At 71.9% G+C, this 23,351-nt stretch carries 17 protein-coding genes and 1 pseudogene; 7 read left to right on the forward strand and 11 right to left on the reverse strand.

Features of this window, described 5'->3' with window-relative positions; translation table 11 throughout:
- Positions 1 to 2: 2 nt before the first annotated feature.
- From wecB to KBX71_RS05070, 3 genes are read right to left on the reverse strand one after another with little or no spacing between them, the layout of a single operon-like run.
- A complete protein-coding gene (wecB, locus tag KBX71_RS05060) occupies positions 3 to 1,127 on the reverse strand; it encodes a non-hydrolyzing UDP-N-acetylglucosamine 2-epimerase (RefSeq protein WP_210816771.1) in 1,125 nt (374 codons plus the stop codon).
- A 22-nt stretch (positions 1,128 to 1,149) separates the two neighbouring features.
- Entirely contained in the window at positions 1,150 to 2,274 is a 1,125-nt protein-coding gene (locus KBX71_RS05065) for an NAD-dependent epimerase/dehydratase family protein (protein ID WP_210816772.1), read from the reverse strand.
- Positions 2,268 to 3,308, reverse strand: a complete 1,041-nt coding sequence (locus tag KBX71_RS05070; protein ID WP_305798213.1) for a polysaccharide biosynthesis protein — start codon at positions 3,306 to 3,308, stop codon at positions 2,268 to 2,270. Before KBX71_RS05070 ends, KBX71_RS05065 begins: the two co-directional genes overlap by 7 nt.
- 270 nt (positions 3,309 to 3,578) lie before the next feature.
- Between KBX71_RS05070 and KBX71_RS05075 the strand changes: the two genes are divergently transcribed.
- Positions 3,579 to 4,835, forward strand: a complete 1,257-nt coding sequence (locus KBX71_RS05075) for an O-antigen ligase (protein WP_210816773.1) — start codon at positions 3,579 to 3,581, stop codon at positions 4,833 to 4,835.
- Positions 4,836 to 4,852: 17 nt separating this feature from the next.
- On the opposite strand, the gene KBX71_RS05080 is transcribed toward KBX71_RS05075, so the two are convergent.
- Genes KBX71_RS05080 through KBX71_RS05090 form a run of 3 tightly spaced genes read right to left on the reverse strand, consistent with a single transcriptional unit; the run spans position 4,853 to position 8,575 of the window.
- Positions 4,853 to 6,226: a glycosyl transferase family 1 gene (locus KBX71_RS05080; protein WP_210816774.1), complete on the reverse strand. Its 1,374-nt coding sequence runs from the start codon at positions 6,224 to 6,226 to the stop codon at positions 4,853 to 4,855.
- Positions 6,213 to 7,622 carry a lipopolysaccharide biosynthesis protein gene (locus KBX71_RS05085; protein ID WP_210816775.1) on the reverse strand — a complete coding sequence of 470 codons (1,410 nt, stop codon included), beginning with the start codon at positions 7,620 to 7,622 and terminating at the stop codon, positions 6,213 to 6,215. The genes KBX71_RS05080 and KBX71_RS05085 overlap by 14 nt, the downstream gene beginning before the upstream one ends.
- 8 nt (positions 7,623 to 7,630) lie before the next feature.
- Positions 7,631 to 8,575: an NAD-dependent epimerase/dehydratase family protein gene (locus KBX71_RS05090; RefSeq protein WP_210816776.1), complete on the reverse strand. Its 945-nt coding sequence runs from the start codon at positions 8,573 to 8,575 to the stop codon at positions 7,631 to 7,633.
- A 227-nt stretch (positions 8,576 to 8,802) separates the two neighbouring features.
- Between KBX71_RS05090 and KBX71_RS05095 the strand changes: the two genes are divergently transcribed.
- Positions 8,803 to 10,038, forward strand: a complete 1,236-nt coding sequence (locus tag KBX71_RS05095; RefSeq protein WP_210816777.1) for a glycosyltransferase family 4 protein — start codon at positions 8,803 to 8,805, stop codon at positions 10,036 to 10,038.
- Between the two features lie 136 nt (positions 10,039 to 10,174).
- On the forward strand, positions 10,175 to 11,476 hold the full coding sequence (locus KBX71_RS34235) for an O-antigen ligase (RefSeq protein ID WP_210816778.1): 1,302 nt from the start codon (positions 10,175 to 10,177) through the stop codon (positions 11,474 to 11,476).
- 36 nt (positions 11,477 to 11,512) lie between these two features.
- On the opposite strand, the gene KBX71_RS05105 is transcribed toward KBX71_RS34235, so the two are convergent.
- From KBX71_RS05105 to KBX71_RS05115, 3 genes are all read right to left on the reverse strand, one after another.
- Positions 11,513 to 12,790 (reverse strand): glycosyltransferase, encoded by a 1,278-nt coding sequence (locus tag KBX71_RS05105; protein ID WP_210816779.1) that lies wholly within the window; start codon positions 12,788 to 12,790, stop codon positions 11,513 to 11,515.
- Between the two features lie 2 nt (positions 12,791 to 12,792).
- Positions 12,793 to 13,893, reverse strand: coding sequence for a glycosyltransferase family 4 protein (locus KBX71_RS05110; RefSeq protein WP_210816780.1), 1,101 nt, complete (start codon positions 13,891 to 13,893; stop codon positions 12,793 to 12,795).
- A 175-nt stretch (positions 13,894 to 14,068) separates the two neighbouring features.
- Entirely contained in the window at positions 14,069 to 15,529 is a 1,461-nt protein-coding gene (locus KBX71_RS05115; protein WP_210816781.1) for a lipopolysaccharide biosynthesis protein, read from the reverse strand.
- A gap of 815 nt (positions 15,530 to 16,344) precedes the next feature.
- Between KBX71_RS05115 and KBX71_RS33525 the strand changes: the two are divergent.
- Positions 16,345 to 16,902 (forward strand): annotated as a pseudogene (locus KBX71_RS33525) (glycosyltransferase); the annotation flags it as partial.
- Positions 16,903 to 16,922: 20 nt separating this feature from the next.
- Here KBX71_RS33525 and KBX71_RS34395 read toward each other — a convergent pair.
- Both KBX71_RS34395 and KBX71_RS05125 read right to left on the reverse strand, forming a co-directional pair.
- Positions 16,923 to 17,621: a DapH/DapD/GlmU-related protein gene (locus tag KBX71_RS34395; protein WP_210816782.1), complete on the reverse strand. Its 699-nt coding sequence runs from the start codon at positions 17,619 to 17,621 to the stop codon at positions 16,923 to 16,925.
- Positions 17,621 to 18,175 carry a DapH/DapD/GlmU-related protein gene (locus KBX71_RS05125; protein ID WP_231397247.1) on the reverse strand — a complete coding sequence of 185 codons (555 nt, stop codon included), beginning with the start codon at positions 18,173 to 18,175 and terminating at the stop codon, positions 17,621 to 17,623. Before KBX71_RS05125 ends, KBX71_RS34395 begins: the two co-directional genes overlap by 1 nt.
- Before the next feature lie 352 nt (positions 18,176 to 18,527).
- On the opposite strand from KBX71_RS05125, the gene KBX71_RS05130 reads away from it, so the two are divergent.
- The 3 genes from KBX71_RS05130 to KBX71_RS05140 all read left to right on the forward strand — a co-directional run bounded on the left by KBX71_RS05130 (position 18,528) and on the right by KBX71_RS05140 (position 23,338).
- Positions 18,528 to 19,787, forward strand: coding sequence for an aminotransferase class I/II-fold pyridoxal phosphate-dependent enzyme (locus KBX71_RS05130; RefSeq protein ID WP_307846960.1), 1,260 nt, complete (start codon positions 18,528 to 18,530; stop codon positions 19,785 to 19,787).
- A 113-nt stretch (positions 19,788 to 19,900) separates the two neighbouring features.
- Positions 19,901 to 21,772, forward strand: coding sequence for a polysaccharide biosynthesis protein (locus KBX71_RS05135; protein WP_210816783.1), 1,872 nt, complete (start codon positions 19,901 to 19,903; stop codon positions 21,770 to 21,772).
- 147 nt (positions 21,773 to 21,919) lie between these two features.
- Positions 21,920 to 23,338, forward strand: coding sequence for a lipopolysaccharide biosynthesis protein (locus KBX71_RS05140; RefSeq protein ID WP_210816784.1), 1,419 nt, complete (start codon positions 21,920 to 21,922; stop codon positions 23,336 to 23,338).
- Positions 23,339 to 23,351: the final 13 nt, after the last annotated feature.

Here is a 23,351-nt window from a genome sequence, read left to right on the forward strand (position 1 = left end):
GGTCAGTGCCGGATGCCGGCCCAGTCGTGGTGGCGCCGCACGGTGGAGAGGATGAAGTCGACGACCCGCCGGGAGGTGTCCGGCACCTGGTAGTCGACCGGGCAGGGCACACCCTGCGCGGCGACCTGCGCCACCGTCACCTCGACGGCCTCGACCACACCCTGCGGGTCGAGGCCGGTCATGATGATCCCGCCGGCGTCGAGCGCCTCGGGGCGTTCGATCGACTCGCGCAGGGTCACCGCCGGGAAGCCGAGGATGGCGGCCTCCTCGCTGATCGTCCCGCTGTCCGACAGCGTGCAGTACGCCATGGTCTGCAGGTGCACGTAGTCGAGCAGGCCGAACGGCTCGTGGAAGGCGATGCCGTCCAGCGCGGTGGCATCCGGAGCCAGCGCCTCCAACCGCTTGCGGGTGCGTGGGTGCGTGGAGACCAGCACCGGCAGACTCCAGCGATGCCGGACCGCTACCAGGCAGTCCAGCAGCCGCTGGAGCCGGTCGGGCCGGTCGACGTTCTCCTCCCGGTGCGCGCTGACCAGGAAGTAGCCGCCCCGGTCGAGTTCCAACTGGCGCAGGATGCCGGAGCTGGCGATCGGCTCCCGGTAGTGCTCCAGCACCTCGCGCATCGGCGAGCCGGTGTGCAGGATCCGGCGCGGGTGCAGGCCCTCGGCGAGCAGGTTGCGTCGGGCGTGTTCGGTGTAGACCAGGTTGAAGTCCGCGACGTGGTCGACCAGCCGCCGGTTCGTCTCCTCCGGCACGTTCAGGTCGAAGCAGCGGTTGCCGGCCTCCATGTGGTAGACCGGCACCCGCATCCGCCGGGCCATCAGCGCCGCGATGCAGCTGTTGGTGTCGCCGAGGACGAGCAGCGCGTCCGGCCGCACCTCGGCGATCGCCGCCTCCATGCCGACGAGGACCCCGCCGAGCACCCGTCCCAGCGACGAGGTGTCGACGCGGAGGAACCGGTCGGGCTCCCGCAACCGCAGTTCGGTGAAGAACACGTCGGAGAGGGTGGTGTCCCAGTTCTGCCCCGTGTGCACCAGCACGTGCTCGACGGTGTCGTCGAGCCGGCTGAGCACCCGGGACAGTCGGATGATCTCGGGACGGGTGCCGACGACGGTCATCACCCGGGTCATGTGGTCTCCCTCTGCAGGTCAGTCACCGGACGCCGGCCGGCACCCGGTGTTCGTCCCCGACCGGCTCCGGCCACGTGTCGGGCCGCTCCGGGTCGAACAGCTCGTTGGTCCAGAAGAGGGTGAGCAGCTCGTCGGGGCCGGTGTTGGTGATGTTGTGCGCCCACATGGTCGGCATGTCGATCACGACCGGTTCGTCGCCGCTGACCGGGAACCGGACGACGTCGGTGTCGCCGACCCGGCGCAGGCTGATGTCGGCCGAGCCGCGCAGCACCACGAACCGTTCCACCTTGGCCAGGTGGAAGTGCTCGCCGCGGGTGACGCCGGGCCGGGTGGTGGAGCAGAACGTCTGCCCCGCTCCCCCGTGCGCCTTCACCGTCTCGACGAGCGCGCCCCGGGCGTCGGCCCGGGTCGGCAGGGCGAGTGGATAGTGCGCCGGGAAGCAGTGCGACCGGTAGGTGTTGAACAGCCGCACGTCGTGCCGGTCGCGCAGTGCCGGAATCTCGCCGGTGCGGTAGACGTCGGCGTACGAGGCGAGCTGGTCGGCGAGGTCACGGACCCCGATCCGCAGCGCCGGCATGGCCGGATCCCAGGAGCCGCCTGCCGCGACGCCGGCCAGCCGGGCCGCGGCGTCGGTGACGTGTACCAGGTCCATCTCACGGTCGGCGTGCACCTCCGGCTGGCCGCCCTCGGCGAGCACCCGGCAGAAGGTGGCGACCGCCGAGTTGTACCAGGGCCGCCCGTGCTCGCCGTACAGGTTGGGCAGCAACAGGTCGTCCAACGGAACGCCGGTGTCGGCGAGGATGCCGGCGGCGGTGGCCTTGGCGTCGCCGTACGGGGTGCCGTTGCCGGCCTGCACCGAGTTGGCGAAGACCACCCCGATCGGCGGGTCCGGGCAGGCCCGCAGACCGTTGGCGAGCTGGGCGGCGAGGTGGACGTTGCCGGCGGCCACGTCGGCGGGTTCACCGCGGTTGACCCCGGCCAGGTGCAGCACCCGGTCCACTCCGGCGATCTTGCGGGCGACCACCGCCGGGTCGGCCAGGTCGGCGCGGGAAAGCACTGTCGGCTCGGGCCAGCCGAGCGCCCGCAGCAGGACCCGCACGTGCCAGCCGAGGAAACCGCCGGCGCCGGTGACGGCGAGGCTCAGCACGCCAGCACCGGGTCGCGCAGCGCCAGCTCCGCCCGGATCTCGGGCAGCGTCTTGAGCAGCTCCACCACCTCGGGTACGCCGAGCCGGGTGGCGTTGGCCGAGTTGAAGTCCTCGTGGGGCACCTCGCCCAGCTCACCCTCCGAGACGTAGAGCGCGTAGTTCAGGTCCCGGGCGTCCAGCGGCACCCGGAAGAAGTCACCGAAGTCGTCGGCCTGGACCAGCTCCTCCCGGCTCGCGAGGGTCTCGTGCCACTTCTCGCTGTGCCGTACGCCGATGACCTCCAGCTTGAACGGCACGTCGAAGAGCTGGCAGATCGCCTCGGCGAGGTCGCTGATGGTGCAGGCGGCGGCCTTGCGGATGAACACGTCGCCGGGGCGGGCGTGGTGGAAGGCGTGCTCGACCAGGTCGACCGAGTCGGCCAGCGACATGAGGAACCGGGTCATGCTCGGCTCGGTGACGGTCGGCGCACGGCCGGCCTTGATCTGCTCGATGAAGAGCGGGATCACCGAGCCGCGCGAGTACATGACGTTGCCGTACCGGACGCAGGAGACGGTGGTGGCGCTGTTCGGGTTGTTCCGGGCGTACGCCTGGGCGACCTTCTCCATCAGCGCCTTGCTCATGCCCATCGCATTCACCGGGTAGACGGCCTTGTCGGTGCTGAGCACGACCACCGAGCTGACCCCGTTGTGGGCGGCGGCCTCGACCACGTTGCCGCTGCCCAGGATGTTGGTGCGCACCGCTTCGAGGGGGAAGAACTCGCAGGACGGCACCTGCTTGAGTGCCGCCGCGTGGAAGACGAAGTCGACGCCCCTGGTGGCCCGCAGCACGGTGTCGACGTCGCGGACGTCGCCCACGTGGTAGCGCACCCGTTCGTCGCCGAAGGAACGCCGCATGGCTTCCTGCTTGGCCTCATCCCGGCTGAGGATCCGCACCTCGGCGACGTCCCGGTCGAGCAGACGTCGCGCCATGGTCTGTCCAAAGGATCCGGTCCCGCCGGTGATCAGCACCCGGCGGCCCGCGGTCATCACGCTCATTGGTTCTCCCGTTCGTCACCCGACGGGCGGTTGTCACCCGCCAACCCGGACGCAGCGCTGCGCGCTGCCGCGCGGGCGCCGATCTCCGGTGCCCAGGCGAAAGCCCCACCGGATGCGGCACTCGGGTCAACGAGAGGTGGGAAGCCCGGATACGTGTTCAACCCAAACACCCCAAACGAGCACCAGCTGGCGCAAAACTGGGTCGAAAAGGTCCGTGTTTGTCGGGTGAATTCGGCACTTCGTCGGCCTTCACCTGATAGAAACGGTTCCGTGCCGCTCCCTCTCTCGACCGGTCGCGCGCGCCCCCAGCCCCGCCCCTGCGGACCCAGCGGCAGCCTCCCCGCCGTCCTGGTGCTCTGCGTGGTCGCCTTCATGGCCGCCCGCCCACCCTGGTGGTCCTTCAACTACGCCGCACTGCTGGCCCTGCTGGCGATCGGCCTCAGTGGCCGGCTGCCCCGGCTGCGCGCCGTCGACACGCTCGCGCTGCTCCTCGCGTTCTGGGCCGCCGCCAGCCCGCTCTGGAGCAGCCGCACCGACCTCACCCTGCCCGCCGCCTACCGCTACCTCTCGGTCTGCCTGCTCCTGGTGGCCTGCCGGCACGTCGTCCGTACTCGACGGGACCTGCTGCTGGTCGGCTGGGCCTACCTCGCCGGCTGTGCCGTCGTCGCCGTCGAGGTGGTCACCGGCGCGCGCTCGCAGGGGGACGTGCTGCTCTTCGCCCACCGCTACGGCGTCGACGGCAGGGAGGTGAACCTCACCGCGTACACCCTGGCCGTGGGGGTGGTGGTGGCCCTGGTGCTCGCCTCGGCCGGCGCGCACCGGCGGTCGCTGTGGTTGGCGCCGCTGGGGCTGGTCGCGCTGCTCGGGTACGCGGTGCTGCTCACCGGCTCGCGTGGCGCGGCCATCGGCGTGCTGCTCGGGCTGCTCACCGCACTGGCGGCGCACCTGCTGCCCCGACTCACGGGAATCACCGTCGCCGGGATCGCCGGGATCGCGGTACTGGCGGTGCCGTTCGGGATGACCCCGCAGAACGAGATGCTCTGGCTCGACGGGCTGTACGGCCGCCCCACCGGCGACATCTCCGGGCGGCTCTCCATCTGGCCGTACGCCCTGTCGACCTGGTGGGAGTCACCGCTGACCGGCTCCGGCGCCGGCGTGTTCATCTCCACCAACCCGTACGAGATCGGGCCGCACAACCTGCTGCTGACCGTCGGCAACGACCTGGGTCTGGTCGGGGTGCTGCTCTACTTCGGCACGATGGCCGTGGCGCTGGTCACCGCCGCCCGCACCGGTCGGACGGCGTTACTGCTGGCCTGCGCGTTCACCGCCGCCATGCTGCCGATCTGGTTGACCGGTCAGTGGGAGACCGCGCTGGGCTTCTGGCTGGCCCTGGGCCTGCTCACCGTGCTCCCCGGGATCTGGGGTCCGGAGCGGGCGCGCGGCGTCGCGCCCCGACACGCCCGCTCCCTCCTGCGCCGGACGACGCCGGCGCCGATGGCCGGCGCCGCCAGGTTCAGCCGCCGCTGATCGTCGGGCGAGGCCGGTCAGCCGGCGTCGACGCCCCGCAGCGTCGTCCCCGAGCCGGACCGGGGCGCCGGTGGCCGGGCCACCCGGCGGTGGGCGGCCTCCCGCAGCACCTCGGCGAAGCGGGCGGCCACCCGGTCGGTGCGGTGGTGCCGCACCGCGTACGCCAGACCCTGCCGGCCCAACCGGTCCCGCAGCTCGGCGTCGGCGCAGAGCACGCCGACCGCCTCGGTCAGGGCCGCCTCGTCGTCGACGCCGACGACCGGGCCGGCGTCGGCCGCCGACAGGTGGGCCATCGAGGCCAGTTCGGCGGGACCGAACCCGAGCACCGGCCGGCCCGCCGCCAGGTACTGCGGGATCTTCGTGGACAGCGAGTAGCGGATGTACCGGCGAAACTCCTCGGCGAACGCCTCGACGTGCACCAGCACGTCGGCCTGCCGGAGCACCCCGGGAACCTCGCCCGCGCTCAACGACCGGCCCAGCCGAACCGAGGGCAGCCCGGCGAAGACACCGCCGTACTGGGCCAGGTTGGTCGCCGGGGCATGCACTGTCAGTCGGGCCGGTGTGCCGCGCTGCGCCAGCCGCTGCACCACCTCGCCAATCCGGCGCAGCGAACGCCATCGGTCCAGGTGCAGCCCACCCACATAGACGAGATCGACAGTGCCGTCCGGCGACAGTGGCGACGCCGGCTGGTCGGGGTCGGCGAAGTCGGACGGGGACACGCAGTTGCCGAACGCGGCGAACGGCAGCCCGTACCGCTGCTCGAACTCGCGGGCCATCGCCTCGCTGATCCCCATCCCGTACGACGAGTGCCGCACCACCTCCCGCATGCCGGCGAGGACCGCGAGCCGGGGGACACCGAGCACCTGCCCGTTGGCGTACAGGGTGCTGGGCCAGTCGTCCATGAAGTGCGGCACCAGCGGCGCGTCGCACTCCTGCGCGGCGGTCACCGCCAGGCGCATCATCCGGATGCTGCCCAGCGTCGCGTAAACCACGTCCGGACGTTGCTCCCGCAGCCAGCCCCGAACATCGACGGGCACGCGGACCGGGCTGAGATCGACAAAGGCCCGCAGTTGCGCGCGCAGCCGGGCGCGCACCGGGCCGGGCAGCGGGTCGACGACCTCGGCCGCCGGAACGCCGGCCGGGTCGGGTCGGCGGGTGCGTTGCCGGAGCCGGAACAGGTGGTACTCCACCGGGGCGTTGCGCGGCGCGAACCGGGCGAACGTGCCACGCACCTCCGCACCGGGGCTGGCGTCCTCGGTGTACAGCTGGGCGAGCCGGTCCGGTGGCCAGCCGGCGAACAGGTTCGACAGAGTGATGCCGGTGCCGGTGGTGCGGTCGAAGACGGCGGCGCTCACCACCAGGACCCGGGGATACTCCTCAACGGACGGCATGGGTGACGACTCCCTCCTGTTCGGTGGCCGGGCGGCGGTGCCGGCGCAACGTCCGGTGATATCCGTAGAGCGCGGCCGGGACGACGGTCAGCGCGTAGCCGAGCGCGCCGACCCAGGGCACGGCGGCGACACCGAGCCGGCCGGCCGCGTACCACTTGCCGAGCGCCGACAGCAGCAGGAACGCCCCCCAGCCGACGAGCTGCGGGACGATGACACCGTCGGCGTTCTGCACCATGAACCGTGGCGACAACGCGGCCTGGAGCAGCCACCAGACACCCAGCCCGGCGAGCAGCCAGCGGTCGTCACCCATCGGCACCGGCAGCCAGGCGGCGAAGATCCGGTCGCCGAACGCCACAAGCACCGCGATGGGCAGGCCGGCGGCGAGCACCGACAGCACTGTCATCCGTCGGGTCGTTCGCCGTACCCAGTCCAGGTGGCCCTGGGCCAGGGCCTCACCGTTGGCCGGCCAGAGCGGCACGTTGACCAGGACGACGAGTTGGCCGAGCTGGGACAGCAACTTCGCCGGCACCACGTACCCGGCCACCGCGGACAGGCCGAGCGCGTGCGCGATGATCAGCGTGTCGGCGTTGGTGGCGAACGAGATGACCACGGTCAGCACGAAGAACAACCCACTGAGCCGGGTCAGTTCCAGGGCCGCGCCGGCCTGGACGGCTCTCGGAGTGGGTCGGATCCGCGGCTCCTGCCGACCGAAGAACCAGAGCGTGTTGAGCAGGTTGATCAGCAGCGGCGTGGCGACGGACACGGCGATCACGAGGATCGGCGACAGGTCGGCCCAGACCACCCCGAGAACGGCGACGAGCGCGCCGAGGCTGCCGGCGGTCTGCCAGACGTTGCTCGGGCCGACCTGCTGGTAGGCGTACTGGACACGGGCGATCAGGGACAGCGGCACGTTCAGCGCGAACCCGGTGAGACAGATCAGCGAGATCATCCGGGTCTGCTCCGGGGTGACCTGCCCGGTCACGTTGAACAGCGACGACCACGGCACGACCCCGGCGGTGAGCCAGAGCAGGCCGGTCAGCGCGAACGCCAGCACCGTCAGGGTCAGATACGCGCTGGAGATGTAACGGCGGGCCCGTGTGGTGTCACCGTGGGCGTAGCAGGAAGCCAGCTTCGTCATCAGGCCGCTGCCCAGCCCCAGGTCGGCGAAGGCCGCCATGCCGGCCAGCGACGCGACAGCCATCCACAGCCCGTACAGGTCGTTGCCGAAGAAGGGCAGCGTCACCGGGACCAGCACGATCGGCACGATCAGCCCGGCGGCCCGGCTGACCAGCGCGGTGGTGATGCCGGTGACCAGCCGCCGGCTGCGCGCCGAGCGGCCACGCCACCCGCCCGGCATACCGGCCCGCCGGGTCCGATCGACGACCCCGGACGACATGACGCGGCCTACTGGCCGGTGAGCACGCGACCGGACATCCAGGACACGGTCTGCTCCAGGCCGGTGCGCAGCGGCACCTGGCGCACCGAGGGGAACAGCTCCCACAACCGGCCGCAGTCGGCCTGCGAGTCCCGTACGTCGCCGGGACGCGGCGGCTCGTGCACCACGGGCAACGGCCGGCCCATGATGTCCTCCAGTTCGGCGATCATGTCGAGCAGGGAGACCCGTGCGCCGAAGGCCAGGTTCACCACGTCGGTGGTGGACACCCGGCGGACGATGGCGTCGACGAGCACCGTGGTGACGCTGCCGACGAACGTGAAGTCACGGGTCTGTCGGCCGTCACCGTGCACCCGCAGCGGCTCGCCGGCGAGGGCTGCGGTGACGAACCGGGGCAGCACGGCGGCGTAGGCGTGGTGCGCCGCCTGCCGTGGGCCGAAGACGTTGAAGAAGCGGAACGGCAGCACGCCCATGTCGTAGCAGGAGGCGTAGGCGACCGCGTACGCCTCGGCGGCCAGCTTGGACACCGCGTACGGGGAGACCGGGATGGGGCGGAGCCCCTCCTGCCGGGGCAGCACCGGGTTGGCGCCGTACACCGACGAGGACGAGGAGAGGATGACCTGCTGCACGCCGTGCCGGCGGGCGGCCTCCAGCACCATCAGCGTGCCGGTGGCGTTGGCGTGGTGGCTGGGCAGCGGCCGGTCGATGGAGCGCGGCACCGAGCCGAGGGCAGCCAGGTGCACGACGCTGGCTGCTCCGGCGAACGCCTCGTCGAGCAGGTCGGGGTCGAGCACGGTCCCCTGGTGCAGCCGAACGGGTTGGCCGTGCAGGTTGTCCAGCAGGCCGGTGGAGAGGTCGTCGACGACCACGATCTCGGTCACCTGTGGGGTTTCGTCCAGCGCCCGCACCAGGTTGGCGCCGATGAACCCGGCTCCCCCGGTCACCACTACCTTCACGAGGTCTCCCCTTCGGCCCGTCGGTGGCGGCCCGGCGTCGGCTACCCAGTGGGACAACGAGCGCTTCCGGTGCAGGTCACGCACCGGAACGCGTGTCCCGTTTCACTTCCGCCCGTTCTGGACCCTAGTGGGCGAGTTGGGGGCAGTAGCCCGTTTGATGTGGTGAGCTGACCCTGCGGACAGCAAGCCGGTGCGAGGCCCGGCCGACCCGGACGGGAGTGCCGGAGATGCGAATCGGACTGATCAGCCAGTGGTACCCGCCGGAGAGCACCTTCGTGCCGGGTCAGTTGGCCACCGAACTGGCCCGGCGCGGGCACGAGGTGCGCGTGTTGACCACCTTTCCGAGCCTGCCGCTCGGGCGGATCTACCCGGGCTGGCGACAGCGGTGGAACCACCTGAGCACCGACGGCGGGGTGACGGTGCGCCGGGTGCCGGCGTATCCGAGCCACGACCGTTCCGGCCTGCGCCGGGCGGTCAGCTACCTGTCGTTCGCGGCCACCAGCACCCTCGCCGCCCCGCGACACCTGCGCGGTGTCGACGCGCTCTACGTCTACCACCCACCGCCCACCTCGTACGCTGCCGCCGGGCTGCTGCGCCTGCTGCGTGGCGTACCGGCGGTGCTGCACGTCCAGGACCTGTGGCCGGAGTCGGTGACCGCCTCGGGGATGGCCCCGCCGGGGCTGGCCGGCAGGGCGTTGGACCGCGTCCTCACCGCGTCGATGCGTCGCATCTACCACTCCTGCGCGGGCATCGCGGTGATCGCGCCCGCGATGGCGGAGCAGGTGATCGAGCGCGGCGTCGACCCGGGGGCGGTGCGCACCGTCTTCAACTGGACCGACGAGGCGCTGTTCCGGCCGGTGCCGTGCACCGACGCCGCCCGGGCGGCGATCGGCCATCGGGGACGGACCACCGTGATGTTCGCCGGCAACCTGGGGCTGTTGCAGGGCGTGGACGTGGCGATCCGGGCTGCTGCGGCCGCGCCGGACGCGGTGGATCTGGCCTTCGTCGGCACCGGGCTGGGCGCGGAGCAGGCCCGCAAGCTCGCCGACGAGTTGGGCGCGGTCAACGTCCGGTTCCTCGGCCGGCGTCCGGCGGCGGAGATGGCCGAGCTGTACGCCGCCGCCGACTACCAGTTGGTGATGCTGCGGGACCTTCCGTGGCTGCGCGGGACGGTGCCGTCGAAGTTGCAGGCCGCGCTCGCCTGCGGCGTGCCGGTGTTGATGTCGGCTGATGGCGACGCCGCCCGGCTGGTCAGCGCCGGCGGGGCGGGCCTGGTCTGCCCGCCCGACGACTGGCGGGCGTTGGCCGACCAGTTCGTGGCCGCGGCACGGATGTCCACCGAGCAACGGCTCGCGATGGGTTGTCGGGGTCGCCAGCTCTACCTGGACCGGATGTCGCTGCGGGTCGGTGTCGACCAGATCGAGGATCTGTTGAGCAAGGCCGCAGCGCGTGGTCGAGGCTGACGCCCCATCGTTGAAATGCCCGATATAAACCGTTTGTTGGGCAAAGTAGAGGTACGTCCCTCAATCTCCACCTAGGCTCGTTGCGGCACGGTACGGCACCCGCCGGCCGGATCACCGCTCGGCAGGAGGAGAGCCTGTGGCTCAGGGGTACGGCGCAGCGCGGTCCATCGTGGAGCAACCGCCCGGACGCTCGGCGGGCATCACCCCGACCCCGTCGCTGATCGGTCAGCTCCGGCCGGCCCGCCCCGCCGCGACGCCCGTCAGCAGCCGGTGGAACCTGGCGTGGTTGAGCGTGCTGCCCATCTGCCTCTCCGCCGTCCTGGGTCCGGTCAGCCCGAACCTGGTCTACCAGGGCGGGCTCTGGCTCGCCGCCGCCGCGCTGCTGACCAGCGGCCGGATCCCCCGCATCGGCCCGGCGGACTACCTGGCGATCCTGATCTGCTGCTGGGCCACCACCACGCTGATGTGGACCCGGGACATCGACGGCAGCCAGATCGCGGTACGCGCCTGGTGGACCGTGGCCCTGCTGCTGATCGCCGCGCGGCACGTGCTGTCCAGTCGGCGCCGCGTACTACTGGTCGCCGGCGCCTTCCTCGGCGGCGCGGGATGGACCGCCATCCAACTGATCCGGGCCAGCCGCCTGGACGAGACCGCGCTACGCGTCTCACTCGAGGGCGTGGGCGTCAACTACACCGCGTACTGCCTGGCCACCGCCGCCCTGGTCACCGTCCTGCTGGTGCTGGCCCGGGCCGGGAACCGCCTGGTCCGCGCCGGGCTCTGGCTGCTGCTGCCACTGTTCGGGTACGCGACGATGCTCACCGGCACGCGCGCCAGCCAGATCGCGCTGGCCGCCGTCGTGGCGTACCTGATCGTGGACCGGCTGGCCGGGCGGACCTGGGCCTTCGCCGTCGGCGCCTCGGCCGTCCTGCTGGCCCTCGTGCCGTTCGGGCACCTCACGCGCTACCAGCCACAGTGGTTGGCGACCGTGTTCGACCGTCCCCTGGACGACCTCTCCGGGCGGCTGGCCGTCTGGCCGGTCGCCGAGGCGTCATTCTGGGACTCGCCACTCGTCGGAATCGGTGTGGGTGCCTTTCCGAGCACCAATCCGTACTACGGGGTGGGTGCCCATTCGTTGCTGCTCACCCTCGGCAACGACCTCGGCCTGATCGGGATCGCGTTGTTCGCGGCGCTTGTCGGCTTCCTCATCCGGGACGCGGCACCCGGACTGGGCCGCCGGCACGGGACGCTCGTGGGCGTGCTGATCGTCGGATGGACGCCGATCTGGCTCAGCGGGCACTGGGAGATCTCACCTGTGGCGTGGCTGATGCTGGCCCTGTGGTCCCGGCTGCCGGTGGCGCTGCTGGAGCCGGCCGCCGAGAAGCCACCGGCCACGCCGAACAGCGGACCGAAACGACCGCTTGTGGGCCTGATGCGCTGAGCGGACTCGGCGGCGGCCGGGGTCAGGCGCTGCGGGTCAGCCGACCCGGTCCGGGGCGAACGCCCCCGCGTCGGCCGGGGCGGGCCGCGGGCCGGTGAGCCCGGTCAGGTCGGCGAGGAAGTCGTGCATCCGCCGCCCCTGGGCCGCCGGGTTGCGGGTCTCCCGCACGAACCGGGCCCCACCGGAACCCAGCTCACGGGCCGCGTGGCGCGGCAGGCGCAGCACCCCGGCGATGGCGGCGCGCAGCCCCTCGGCGGTGTCCGGCTCGGCGAAGGACAGCCAGGGGTCGTACTCCGCCGGAATGCCCGGCAGGCGGGTGCTCACCACCGGCACACCGGTCGCCAGGTACTCGATGATCTTCGACGGGAACGACCAGCGGACGAAGTCCTGATCCACCGGGCGGGGATTCACCAGCACGCTCGCCCGGGACAGTCGGGGCAGCAACTCGGCCCGGGGCAGCAACTGCGGGGGCACGATGCGCCGGTCCGTGGCGGCCCGCTCCCGCAACCAGCCCTCCAGCTCGCCCCGCCCGTACACGCACAGCCGCAGGTCGTCCCCGGGCAACTCGCCGAACGCCTCGACGAGCCGGTCGACGCCGTAGGCGCGGCTCAGGCCGCCGGCGTAGACGATGTCCCGGGTCGCCCCGGTGGCACCCGGCCGGGCATCGTCGACGGTGGCCGGCCCGGCGGTACAGATGCCCTCCAGCACCAGCCGGGGCCGGCCGGGGGCGAAGTCGTCGGCCAGCGCGGGCGTCAACGCGATCACCCCGGAGCAACGGGCGAGCGCGGCCCGGACCAGCGCCACGTCGAGCCCCCGCAGCAGCCGGACCACCCGGCCGTCGGTGGGCAGCGCGACACCCGGCGGGTCGGTGAGCACCGGCACCACCCGTACGCCACGCCGCCGTGCCCGCAGCACACCGAACCACAGGAAGGGCGAGTGCACGCCGTGCACCAGCAGCACATCCGTCCGCTGCCCGCGCAGCTCCCGGCTTCCGGTGCGCCACGCCGCCACGAACCGGGTGAGGTGCTTGAGGCCGAGCAGGTTGACGAACGCCAGCAGGTGACCGTCCACGTCGTCCTGTCGGAACCGGCCGGGACGGAAGCGGATCTGACGGTTGCTCGGCCAGGTGGACACCGGGGCGGCGGAGAGCAGGTGCACCGGACAGTCGGCGGCGCGCAGGCTGCGGACCAGGCCCCAGGCGAAGGTGTGCGTCTGGGTGGGCATGATGGTGTCCCGGGCGATGATCTCGGCCAGCAGGTCGTCCGGCACGGTGAAGCCCAACAGGGTGACCCGGGGGCTGCGGTGGTCGGCCATCCTCACTCCCCGATGATCCGTTGGTAGACGCTGTCGAGCGAACCGAGCATGACGTCCAGGCTGTAGCCCTCGGCCACCACCTTGCGACCCAGCTCTCCCAGGTGGCGCCGCTCGGCCGAGTCGTCCAGCAGCGGCGACAGCGCCCCGGCCAGCGCTTCGGGATCACCCGCCGGCACCAGCCGCCCTCCGCCGGAGCGCAGCACCTCCACGTTGCCGCCGACCGCCGACGCGATGACCGGCAGTCCGTGCGCCATGGCCTCCAGCAGCGCGTTGGACAGGTTCTCGTGCAGGGTCGGGAAGACGAAGAGATCAGCCGCGGCGAGCAGGTCCGGCACGTCGAGTCGGTTGCCGAGCAGACGTACCTCGACCTCTCCGCTGTCGGCCAGGGCCGCGGCGACCCCCGCCCGGTCGGGGCCGTCACCGGCGACCAGCAGAACCCGGCGGACGCCGGACTGTCCCGGCCGGCGCACGGTGGACGGCGGCAGCCGGCGCAACGCGTCGGCGAGGACGCCGTAGCCCTTCTCCCAGGTCAGCCGGGATACCGCGATCATGGCGACGTCGTCGGGGCGCAGGCCCAACTCGGCCCGGACCCGGTCCCGCGACGCGCGGGGGTGGGCCGGCAGCGGCACCCCGTTGGGGATCACCCCGACGAACTTCCCGCCCAGCTCGCGCAGGAAGTCCCGGCGGGCCGCGTACTCGCAGACGGTGCCGACGTGGCTGGCCATCCGCAGTGTCGCGGGTTCGGCGCCGTGCACGAGCAGCCGGCGGCGCCAGGTCCGGCCGGGCTGCCGCAGGTCGCGTACGGTGCCGTGCACGGTGACCAGGATCCGGCGGCAGCCGGCGAGGCGGGCGGCGAGCACCCCGTGCAGACCCTCGTTCTGCAGACCCCGCACGTGCACGAGGTCGGGGCGGACCCGCCGCAGCAGGCGCACCCATTCGCGCAGCAGCGGCACGTTCAGGCTGCCGTTGCCCGCGCTCTGGTGCATCCGGACGAACTCGTACCGGTCGGCCAGCGGCGAAGCGAGCACGCGCTGCACGGCGGTCAGCGGGCCGTTGGCTCCTGGAACACCGGCCGAGTGCTGCACCACCACCGGCCGCGTCACGACGCGACTCCGACCGACGCCTGGCGGCGTCGGGTGTCGCGCACGGCGAGACGCTGCATGACCCCCCATTCCGACGGTGGCTCGATGACGAGCCGGTCCGGACGTGCGGACCGCACCACGGGTGGTAACTGCGGCACGAGCGGCGAAGTGACGCCGACCCGCCGCGCCCGAACCCTCACGGCCCGCCCACCGTCGCGGTCGCGACGCCCCTCTCCGCCCATTTCGACCCGCCGGCCAGCACCCGGCGGTAGCCGACCACGGCGGCCGGCAGCACCGTGAGCCCGTAGGTCGCGGCCGAGGCGAGCGCCACCCCGGGCAGGCCCACCCGGTCGGCCAAGACGATCTTCAGGGGTACGGCCAGCAGCAGGCAGCCCGCCCAGCCGACGAACTGGGGTCGGAGCAGGCCGACGCTGTTCTGCACCATGAACAGCGGGGCCGCCACTGCCAGCAGCACCGACCAGGCGGCGAGCCCCGCGAAGAGCACGGGAGACACCGGCGGGAGGTCGGCCGCGCGTACCCAGAGTCGCAGCACGTCGTTGCCGACCAGCACGAGAGCGAGGCCGGGCAGGGCGACGACGCTGGCCGACAGGCCCACCATCCGGAGGGTGACCCGCCGCACCCAGGCCAGGTCCCCCCGGGCCAGCGCCTCGCCGTTGGCCGGCCAGAACGGCAGGTTCACCAGCGTGACGAACAGGGTCAGCAGGGCGAACATCCGCAGTACGACCGCGTAGGTCGCGGCGGCGGGCAGCCCCAGCACCCGGCTGATCAGGAAGCCGTCGAGGTTGAGCACCACCGAGGAGAGCACCGAGAGCAGGAAGAACCGGGCGCCCAGCCGGAGCAGACTCCGGGCCACCGCCGGGCGCACGTGCCGGGCACGGGGCCGTAACTCCCGGTCCTGCCACGCGAAGTAGCACACCGAGTTGGCCAGGTTGACCACCGGCACCGCGAGCACCGCGGCGGCGACGACCAGGACGTGACCGGCCCCGGTGGTGACCGCGGCGTAGACCAGGGCGACCGAGACGAGGCTGCCGCCGGCCTGCCACAGGTTGCTCTGGGCCACCTGCTGGTGGGCGTACTGGACCCGCTGGATCAGGGCGAGGGGGATGTTGACCAGGAAGGCGCCGAAGCAGAGCAGCACCACCGGCCGGGCATCGCGGGCCACCGTCGGGTCCACGGCGTTCAGCAGCGCCGGCCAGGGCACCCACCGCAGGGTCGCGACCAGCACCACCATCAGCAGTACGGACAGCGCGCCCAGCAGCGCGTACGCGCTGGAGATCTCCCTGGCCGCGGCGGGCCGTTCGCGGGTGCCGCGCAACCTCGCCAGCCGGGTCAGCAGCCCGTTGCCGAGCCCGAAGTCGGCGAAGAGCGCCATGCCGGTGAGCGACGTGACCGCCATCCAGAGCCCGTACCGCTCCGCGCCGAGGCCACGAAAGGCCAACGGGGTGATCAGCAGTGGCGCGGCCAGACCGACCATCTTGCCGGCCAGGGCGGACACGATGCCGCCGGCGAGCGCACGGCTGCGGGACCTTCCCGTGCTCGGCGGCTCCGGCGGGGCAGCACCGCCGAGGGGCGGCGGCCGGTTTGCCACGACCAGACCGGGCCCGACCGGCGCCTCGCTGGTGGTCGGTCGTCCCATGCCGTGTCGCCTCCATGCCCCGTCGACAGGTCAACGGGTTCAACGAGGACGGTCGACCCTGGTTGCTATCAGTAGTCGTATGATTACCGAACGCACTGTGATTGCCACCCCGACACGAGCACGCGAGCGGCGCCGCGCCGGCCACGGCCATTTAGACTTAACGGCCATAACGGGGCTGAATACCTGATTCTTCGGAGGGGTAGAGCGTGGGCGTGCCGACCACCATCGCGGGCCTGATCCCGGCCCCGCGGTCCACCGCGACGCCACAGGTGCTGGCGGTGGCCGCGTACCGGTTCCCGCACGGGGACGCGATGTCCAACCGGCTGCTGCAACTGGCCCGCTCGGCCACCCCGCCCGGTGGCGTGACCCTGGTGGTCAACGACTGGCCGGACGACGGGTCGCGCCCGCCCGCCACGTGCGACCTACCCCCGGGCGTCAGACTGATCACGCTGCCCCGCCGACGCATCGGCGGCGGACTGCCGGGCCGCTGGCTACACCGGTGCACCCGCCCCCTGCGGGTGCTGGCCGCCCTGCGCCGCGCCGGCATTCGCCCGGGTGACCTGGCCGCCGTCCACCTGCCGCTCAGCCTGTGGGGCCTGCTCACCTGGATGGTGCTGCGCACGGCGGTGCGCTGCCCGGTGACGGTGGACGTGCTGGAGCGGCACGACCGGGCCCAGTTCCCGCGGGGCTGGCTGACGCCGTACTTCGTCCGGCACCGCTGGGCGTTCTTCCTGGCCGGGCGGCTCGCCGACCGGGTCATCGCCATCTCCGAGACGCTGGAGGGGCACTTCGTCGGCCGGGGCCGGGCGACGCTGATGGTGCCGCCCCAGGTGGACTGCGCCGACTACGACAGCCCCGCGCCGCCCTCGCTCGACGACGGGCTCCGGCTGCTGTACGCGGGCTCGGCCGGCGCCAAGGACCAACTTGCCGTGGTGCTGGGAGGCATCCGCGGCCTCGCACCCGAGCATCGGGTTCGGGTGCGCCTGGTGATCGCCGGGCTCACGCGGGAGCAGGCTGGCAGCCTCTCCGACCTGGACGATGCCGACCCCGACGACCTCGCCGGGCAGGTGGTCTTCCTCGGCCGGGTGCCCCGTGACCGGGTGCTCGCCGAGCTGCGGCGGGCGCACTTCTCGGTGCTGGTCCGCCCTCCGGTCGGGTACGCGCAGGCGGGCTTCCCGTCCAAGGTGCCGGAGAGTCTGGCCGCCGGCTGTCCCGTGCTGCTCAACCACACAAGTGATCTGCGCAGGTACATCCTGGACGGTCAGGAGGGCATCGTTCTCGACGGCGCCGGGGCGGACGACGTCCGGCGCGGGCTGGAACGGGCGCTGTCGCTCGACGATCCGGCCTGGCGGGCGATGAGCCGGGCCGCCCGCGAGCGGGCGCACTGCTTCGACTATCGCGCCTGGAGGCCGCTGGTCAGCGACTTCGTCACCGGCGCCGGGCGCGGTTCGGGCACCGGCAGCTCGGCCAGACCGGCCAGTTCGGCGGAGGTCAGCCGCCGCTCCGACGGGTAGAGCTGCCGCTCATGGTCCTGGATGGTCTCCAAGGACCACCGCAGTCGGATCACCCGGGCCGGATTGCCGGCGGCCACCGCATACGGTGGCACCGACCGGGTGACGACGGCTCCGGCGCCGATCACCGCGCCCCGGCCGATGGTCACGCCGTGCAGGATCACCGCACGGGTGCCCACCCAGACGTCGTCACCGATGGTCACGCCCCGGTCGTGGCTGTCGTCGCCGGGCTTCTTGCCGACCGCGATCATCGGTACGCCGACCTGGTCGATGCGGTGGTTGCCGCCCCGGATGGTCACCTCGGGGCCGAACATGACGTTGTCGCCGATTCGGATCCGCGCCCGGGCCGCCATCAGAATCGGCCGGTACCCGAGGTCCACGTTGTGTCCGACCTCGATCGTCTCGCAGGTGTAGACGCCGTCGGGGTCGAAGGTGAAGTTGTCGCCCCGGGCGGCGAACCGGCCGGCGAGGGCGAGGCCCCGGATGGCCCGACGGGCCCGGGCGCCGGCGCCCTCGAGACGGTGCAGCGCCATGACCAACGCGCCGAGCAGGGCGCCGGGCCGGCCGGCCGTCACCCGCATCAGAATCCCGCCCGGCCGGCGGCGAGCTGCTCGGGCACCCCGTAGATCCGGCGGATCACCGCGGCCTTCTCGGCGGCCGGCAGGTGCCCGCAGCCCAGGGACCGGGCGCGCATCCGGTCGAGATAGTCGTCGACGCTGCGGATCACCCGGGCCGGGACGCCGGCCGCGACGCTGTTGGCCGGGATGTCGCGGGTCACCACCGAACCGGCGCCGATGACGCATCGGTCGCCGATCGTGACCCCGGGGAGGATGGTCGTCCGCACGCCGAGGTAGACGTCGTCCCCGACGGTGATCGGCGCGGTCCACTCCAGATCGGGCACCTCCTTGCGGAGGATCAGCGTGCCGCCGTCGTGGGTGATGAACTGGACCCCTGCGGTGACGTAGACGTTGTCGCCGAGGGAGACGAGCCACGGCTCGGAGCCGAACATCGCCCGGTCGACGCCGTAGAACCGGACCCGGCCCCGCAGGTCGACGCCGAGGGACCTGGCGAATCCCTCCGGGTCCCGGGCGGCGGCCCGCCGGTCCCGCAGGGCGTTCGCCACGCCGCGCACCATGCTCAGCAACGCTGTCTCCGTTCCCTCCGTCGGTGGGTGATCACGCGGTCCGAAGTGTAAATTCACCGACTTGCGCACATTGCCACAATCACGAAATTATGGACAAAGACCCCAATAGTACGAATGTTGCTTACGTTTTCCGCCAGCCACGCGCTCCCCCTGAGCGCTCCACCCGGCGCGAACGGGTCACGGTCTGGCCGTATCCGGCCGGCGATTCCGAGGTTGACCGGTACGACGCGACGTGCCGACTGGAACTAAATGACGTTTGCGCAGTCCGTCACTGATACAACGGTTACATGCTTTTTGTCCACAAATCCCCGAACGTCCGTACGCATCGGCGCCGGAAGATCTCGTGACCGACACCGTGCACCTCTCACCGCCCGACATCGGGCCGCTCGAGGAGTCGTACCTGATCGCCGCCCTGCGCTCGGGCTGGGCGGCGCCGGCCGGCCCGGACCTGGAGGCATTCGAGCAGGCGATCGCCCGACGGGTCGGCACCGACGGCGCCGTCGCCGTCAACTCGGGAACGGCAGCCCTGCACCTGGCCCTGCTGGGTGTCGGCGTCGGGACGGACGACGTGGTCATCGTGCCCACGCTCACCTTCGTCGCGACGGCCAACGCGGTCCGGTACATCGGCGCCCGCCCGGTCTTCGTCGACTGCGACCCGCGGACCGGCAATGTGGACGTCGACCTCGTCGACAAACTGATCCGGCGGCTGCGCTCGCGCGGTGAGCGCGTCGGCGCGATCGTCCCGGTGGACATGTTCGGCAGTTGCGCCGACTATCGCGCGCTGACCCCGGTCTGCGTCGAGGCCGGGGTGCCCCTCGTGGAGGACGCCGCAGAGGCACTCGGCGCGAGCCACGACGGCCGGCCCGCCGGCTCCTTCGGGCGCGTCGGTGTGCTGTCCTTCAACGGCAACAAGATCATGACGACCTCCGGCGGTGGAATGCTGGTGTCCGACGACACCACACTCCTCGCACGGGCCCGCCACCTCGCCACCCAGGCCCGCGAACCGGCACGGCACTACGAGCACCACGAGACGGGCTACAACTACCGACTCAGCAACCTGCTCGCGGCGCTCGGCCGCGCCCAGCTGCTTCGGCTGGACGGGATGATCGCCCGACGTCGCCACCTGCGCGACAGCTACGCGAAACTCTTCGCCCCGGTGCCGGGCGTGCGACTGCTCAACGCCGAGGACACCGAGTCCAACTGTTGGCTCACCGTCATCACCGTCGAGCCGGACCGCTGCGGTTGGCGGGCGGACGACCTGGCGGTCCACCTGGCCGAGCGGGACATCGAGACCCGCCCGGTGTGGAAGCCGATGCATCTACAGCCCGTACACCGCGGAGCGGAGGGCCTGCTCACCGGCGCTGCGGAGCGACTCTTCACCGACGGCGTCGCCCTGCCCAGTGGGAGCGCCCTGACCGAGCCGCAGACGGCCCGGGTGTTTACGGCAATCGATGAATTTCTCGGCCTCCGGGTGCGGGGACAGTCGCCCCCTCGACGCCGGAGGCACGGCCGAACTGGCACGGATGTGGGCCGATCAGGTGGCGATGAGGGACGTACCGGCTCGCTGGGCTCCGCCGACACAGGCAGGAAATCGCGTCGATAGCCGAAAAACGACCATCTTCTCCCAGTTTGCCTGTAACAAGGACAAAAGGCGTGCTACAGCCCTTCTGTCATGAACGGCGGAAGCGGTCGGGACACGGGCAGGGGAGCCAGGACATGCCGCAGGACACCGAGCACACGGACCACGCGCAGCGGGGGCGGCGGGCCAGGGCCCGCCGCCGCGCCGCCGCGTTCCTCGCCACCGACACCACCGCCTGGATCGGCGGTTTCGTGGCGGCCGCGTGGACCCGATTCGAGTTGGACCTCCCCCCGGGCCAGCTGGGCCGGGCCGCGGCGGTCGGCGTGCTCGCCGCAGTCGTGCACGTGGCAGTGGCGGCGGTACGTCGGCTGCACTCCGGACGCCACCCCCTGGGCAGCATCCAGGAGGTCCAGGGTGTCGCCGGCACCGCCATCACGACGGCCGCCATCGTGTTGCTCGGGCTACTGCCCAGCGACCAACGGCCGGTGCCGGCGAGCACCCCACTGGTCGGCGGCGCCCTCGCCCTGCTCCTGATGCTCGGGGCCCGGTTCGCGTACCGGCACCGTCGGGACCTGTCCCTGCGACCGGACGTCCGATCCTCGACACCGGTGTTGCTGTTCGGGATCGGCGACGCCGGACAGGAGTTGCTGCGCGCGCTGCTCGGCGATCCGCGTGGCAGATACCTCCCCGTGGGGGCCCTCGACGACGACCCGGACAAGCGCGACCTGCGCATCCGCGGAGTGCGGGTGCTCGGCGGGCGACACGACGTCGGCCGAGCCGTCCGACGCACCGGCGCGAAAGCTGTCATCTTCTCGGTGGCCAACGCCGACGCCGCGCTGATCCGTCAGATCCGGGAGGCCACGCTGGCGGCGGACGCGGTGTTCAAGGTGCTGCCCCCGGTGCGGGACCTGCTCGACCACCGGATCACCGTCACCGACGTCCGGGACGTGCAGATCGGCGATCTGCTCGGTCGCCGCCAGGTGGTCGGTGATCTGCCGTTGAGCACGAACAGCCTGGCCGGACGGCGGATCCTGGTCACCGGTGCCGGCGGATCCATCGGCTCGGAACTCTGCCGCCAGGTGATGAAGGCCGGGCCGGGTGAGCTGATGATGCTGGACCGCGACGAGTCGGCACTGCACGGCCTTCAGATGTCACTCGCCGGACGGGCCCTGCTGGATGGTCCCGAGCTGATCCTCGCGGACCTGCGGGACGACGAGGGCATCCGTCGGATCATCCGGGAACGCCGACCGGAGATCATCCTGCACGCGGCGGCGCTCAAGCACCTGACGTTGTTGCAGCGGCACCCCGGCGAGGCCGTCATGACGAACGTGTGGGGCACCCTCTCGGTGCTGGACGCCTGTCAGGACGTGGCCCGGTTCGTCAACATCTCCACCGACAAGGCGGCCAACCCGATCAGCGTGCTCGGGTACTCCAAGCGGATCACCGAGCGACTGACCGCGCACGCCGCCTCCCGGTTCCCCGGGACCTTCCTCAGCGTCCGGTTCGGCAACGTGTTGAGCAGCCGCGGCTCGGTGGTGACGGCCTTCCAACGGCAGATCGAGGACGGCAAGCCGCTGACCGTCACCCACCCCGAGGTCAGTCGCTACCTGATGACCGTCCAGGAAGCCGTGCACCTGGTGCTCCAGGCCGCCGAGATCGGGCGGGACGGGGAGGCGCTGGTGCTGGACATGGGCGAGCCGGTCCGCATCGCCGACCTCGCCCGGCAGATGGCCGAGCAGGCGTCGAGCGCGGCCCCGATCGTCTACACAGGCCTGCGCCCGGGAGAGAAGCTGCACGAGGAACTGCTCGGCTCCGGCGAGACCGACAGACGGCCGTTGCATCCGCTGGTGTCCCACGTGAGCGTGCCGCCGCTGGACCCGATGGAGGTGAGCGGGCTCGACCCGTACGACGACACGGCGAAGCTCATTCAGCACCTCGCGCTGCTCAGCGCCCAGCCGAGCGATCCGACGGTGGGTGAGCCGATGGGCGTCCCGCTGAGGTGGCGCTGATCGGCCCGGCCCGGCCGATGAACGGCGCATCCAAATCCCCACGCCGACAGTTATGTCATGAGGATTCCCACGCGAGGCCGCGTCGCGGCATTCGCATCGCCAGGCTCGTCTTTCCGGCGCTCGCCCCGAGATCGATAGGACCGACAATTGCGGGCCCCCGACGGCAGGTTCGAGCGGCCGGAACAGCCGGACCTCGCGGCTGTGGGGACCGGCCGGGCCGTCCAGACTGTCGAGCCGCCCGCGCCGGATGCCCCCGCTCCCCCGATCTCGCGTCGCGGTCGGCGGCTGCTGTCCTGGATCGCCACCGCGGCGCTGAGCCGAGCGGTCAGCGCCCTCGTACCGCTCGTTCTCCTGCCGGTGACCCTCTCCTACCTCGGCGCCGATCTGTACGGTCTCTGGGCCGCTGTCCTCGCGGTCACCGGGATGGTCGCCTTCGCGGACCTGGGCGTCGGCCTCGGACTCATGACCAGGCTCGCGCCGTGTCGGGTGAGCGGCGACTCGGACACCGCCCGGCGTTACGTCTCCAGCGCCTACGCGGCGGTCTGCGGCATCGCGCTGCCGACGTGTGGTCTGCTCTGGCTGCTCGGTGGGTTCATCCCGTGGCCGCTGCTGTTCAACGCCACCGGAACTGCCGCGCGCGACGCCCGCCTCGTCGCCCTGGTCTGCCTGACCGCCTTCCTGCTCAACATTCCGCTGTCGTTGGTAGCCCGGGTGCAGTACGCGTACCAGCAGGTGGCCGTCAGCAACGTCTGGCAGGCGGCGGCGAGCGGGCTCTCGCTCCCCCTCGCGCTCGGCGCGGTGTTCGCGGACCTTCCTCCGATCGCGGTCATCGCCAGCATCGCGATCGCCCCGTTGCTGGCCAACATCGCCAACACGGTGTGGACGTTCGGGTGGCGCCTGCCGCAGCTCGCACCCCGTCCGAGATTCGTCGACGGTCGCGGAATACGCGACCTGTTCGCCCTCGGTGGCCTGTTCTTCATGGTGACGCTGATGATGGTGCTGGCGGACAACGCCGACCCGTTGATCATCGCGCACATCCTGGGTCTGGCCAGTGTGACCGCGTACGCGGTGCCGGCCAGACTGTTCACCCAGCTCGGCGCGCTCGTGACGTTGGTGAACCAGCCGCTGTGGCCGATGCACGGCGAGGCCCTGGCACGCGGGGACCTCGACTGGGTCCGCCGGACCGTTCGCCGGATGACCGTCGTCTCCACCCTCATCGCGCTGCTGCCGTCGACCTTCCTGGTGCTGTTCGGCGAGCAGTTCTTCGCGGCATGGCTGCCGATTCCGATCGGGAACCGCTCACTGCTGGTGGGCCTCGCCTGCTGGTGGCTCGTGCTGGCGGCGATCTCTCCGCGGTTCATGGTGCAGAACGCGGCAGGCGTCGTACGCCCCCAGCTGTGGGGTTATCTGCTCTACCTACCGCTGTCCGTTGTCGGCAAGGTCCTCGGCGTGCACTGGCTGGGACTGTCCGCCGCGCCGTTCATCGCGGTCGGCGTCTACAGCCTGACGGTCGTCCCGGCTGCCATCTACGGCTATCGGCGGGCGCTCACCGTGCGGCCCACCTGAGAGAGGCGAATGC

The sequence above is a fragment of the Micromonospora sp. D93 genome (assembly GCF_018070365.1).
GTDB classification, from domain to species: Bacteria; Actinomycetota; Actinomycetes; order Mycobacteriales; family Micromonosporaceae; genus Micromonospora; species Micromonospora ureilytica.

Coding starts and splice junctions, on each gene's coding strand:
- KBX71_RS05125 (WP_231397247.1), bottom strand. CDS start 18,175: ATGGTGCGCGGCGTGGCGAACGCCCTGCGGGACCGGCGGGCCGCCGCC.
- KBX71_RS05105 (WP_210816779.1), bottom strand. CDS start 12,790: ATGGCCGACCACCGCAGCCCCCGGGTCACCCTGTTGGGCTTCACCGTG.
- KBX71_RS05095 (WP_210816777.1), top strand. CDS start 8,803: ATGCGAATCGGACTGATCAGCCAGTGGTACCCGCCGGAGAGCACCTTC.
- wecB (WP_210816771.1), bottom strand. CDS start 1,127: ATGACCCGGGTGATGACCGTCGTCGGCACCCGTCCCGAGATCATCCGA.
- KBX71_RS05080 (WP_210816774.1), bottom strand. CDS start 6,226: ATGCCGTCCGTTGAGGAGTATCCCCGGGTCCTGGTGGTGAGCGCCGCC.
- KBX71_RS05115 (WP_210816781.1), bottom strand. CDS start 15,529: ATGGGACGACCGACCACCAGCGAGGCGCCGGTCGGGCCCGGTCTGGTC.
- KBX71_RS05070 (WP_305798213.1), bottom strand. CDS start 3,308: ATGAGCGTGATGACCGCGGGCCGCCGGGTGCTGATCACCGGCGGGACC.
- KBX71_RS05135 (WP_210816783.1), top strand. CDS start 19,901: ATGCCGCAGGACACCGAGCACACGGACCACGCGCAGCGGGGGCGGCGG.
- KBX71_RS05085 (WP_210816775.1), bottom strand. CDS start 7,622: ATGTCGTCCGGGGTCGTCGATCGGACCCGGCGGGCCGGTATGCCGGGC.
- KBX71_RS34395 (WP_210816782.1), bottom strand. CDS start 17,621: ATGCGGGTGACGGCCGGCCGGCCCGGCGCCCTGCTCGGCGCGTTGGTC.